This is a genomic window from Neoroseomonas rubea (genome assembly GCF_016106015.1).
GTDB lineage: Bacteria > Pseudomonadota > Alphaproteobacteria > Acetobacterales > Acetobacteraceae > Neoroseomonas > Neoroseomonas rubea.
The window spans coordinates 1-1,646 of sequence record NZ_JACADQ010000551.1 but is presented as its reverse complement, the minus strand read 5'-3'; the positions used below and the strand labels follow the sequence as shown (position 1 = coordinate 1,646).

1 protein-coding gene is annotated in these 1,646 nt (G+C 73.9%); it reads left to right on the top strand.

Features of this window, described 5'->3' with window-relative positions; all coding sequences use genetic code 11:
- On the top strand, positions 1 to 1,603 hold a 1,603-nt coding region (locus HW577_RS24745), incomplete at its 5' end, for a hypothetical protein (RefSeq protein ID WP_198378748.1).
- Between the last annotated feature and the right edge of the window lie 43 nt (positions 1,604 to 1,646).

Genomic DNA, 1,646 nt, shown 5'->3' with positions numbered 1-1,646 from the left:
CGCCACGCCCCGCGCCGCCGCGCCGCCGCCGGCGGCGCCCGCCGTGCTGCCGGCGCGCATCCGCATAGCCACCGCCACCGTGCGCCGACAGATCCCGCGCGGGATCTTCGGCACGAACATCGAGGTGATCCGCGACGCCAACGGCCTGTGGGAGGCCGAGGCGGCACGTCTGCAGCCCGAGATCACGGCGATCGCGCGCGGGCTCGGCATCTCCCTCGTGCGGTTCCCCGGTGGCGTCTGGTCGGATGCCTATGACTGGCGGCACGGCATCGGCCCGCAATCCGCGCGCGCCACGACGCCGACGCATCCCGGCGCGCCCGAGACCTACCGCCACGGCTTCGGCACGGATGAAGCACTCGCCTTCGCGCGGCAGATCGGCGCGGGGCTGCTCATCACGGTCAATGCCGGCAACGGTACGGCCCGCATGGCCGCCGACTGGGTCCGCTACGTCAACGGCGAGGGCGGCCGCGCGCCGCGCGACGGGCGCGTCGAATGGTGGGAGATCGGCAACGAGCTCTACATCGACGGCGACGCCTCCGGCGGCCACACCACGCCCGAGCGTTATGCGGAACGCGTGGTGGAATTCGCCCGCGCCATGCGCGCCGTCGATCCATCGATCCGCATCATGGCGATCGGGCTGCGCAATTTCGGCCGCTACCGCTTCAACGCCTTCGACCGCTGGAACGAGGTGGTGCTGCGCCGCGCGGGGGCGGAGATCGACGCGCTCGCCGTGCACAACGCCTATGCGCCGCTGGTGGCCGATGGGCGCGGCGCCGACCCGCTCGCGGTCTATGCGGCGATGTGGGCCTTCCCGCGCCAGGTCGCGCGCAACCTGGCCGAGACGCGCGCCGAGATCGCGCGCTTCGCGCCCGGCCGCGCCGATCGCATCGCGCTTGCCGTGACCGAATGGGGCCCGCTGTTCGCCATCGATCCGGCCTCGCCCTGGATCGACCACGTGAAGACCATGGGCTCGGCGATCTACGTCGCCTCGATCCTCGCCGCCTTCGCCGAGGAACCGGCGCTCGAGGTCGCCAACTTCTTCAAGCTGAACGAGCCGATGTTCATGGGCTGGATCGGCCGGCGCGGCGGGCGCTGGGTTGCGAACGCCAATGCCGCGGCGTTCCGCATGATCTCCCGCGGGATGGAACCCGGGCTGCTCGCGACCGAGGTGGAGGTGGCGCGCTACGCCACGCGCGACCTCGGCTTCGTCGCGGCGACGCGGGACGTGCCCTATCTCGACGCGCTGGCCACGCGCTCGGCCGATGGGCGCGTGCTGACGCTGCTGCTGGTCAACAAGCACCCCGAGGCGGCGATCGAGGCGCGCATCGCCCTCGCCGGCGCATCCGGCGCCGCGTCGGTCACGGCCGAGACGCTCTCCGCCGACGCGCCCGACGCGCATGTCGGGACGGAGTTGCTGCGAATCCCCGGCCTGCGCTGGGCGGACCAGGCGCGCGCCGGCCCGCGCGGCCGCTTTCACCTGGGCGGGGAAGGCGAGATCCGGCTGGAGAGGCGGGAACTGGGCCGCAGCGGCGCGGAGACGGTGGTGCGCGTCCCGCCGCACGCCATCACGCTGCTCCGCTTCGAGGGCGTGGGGCGGCCGTGAGCGCCACCGGCCTGCCGCGCGCCCTGCCGGGGGCGCTGGCGCT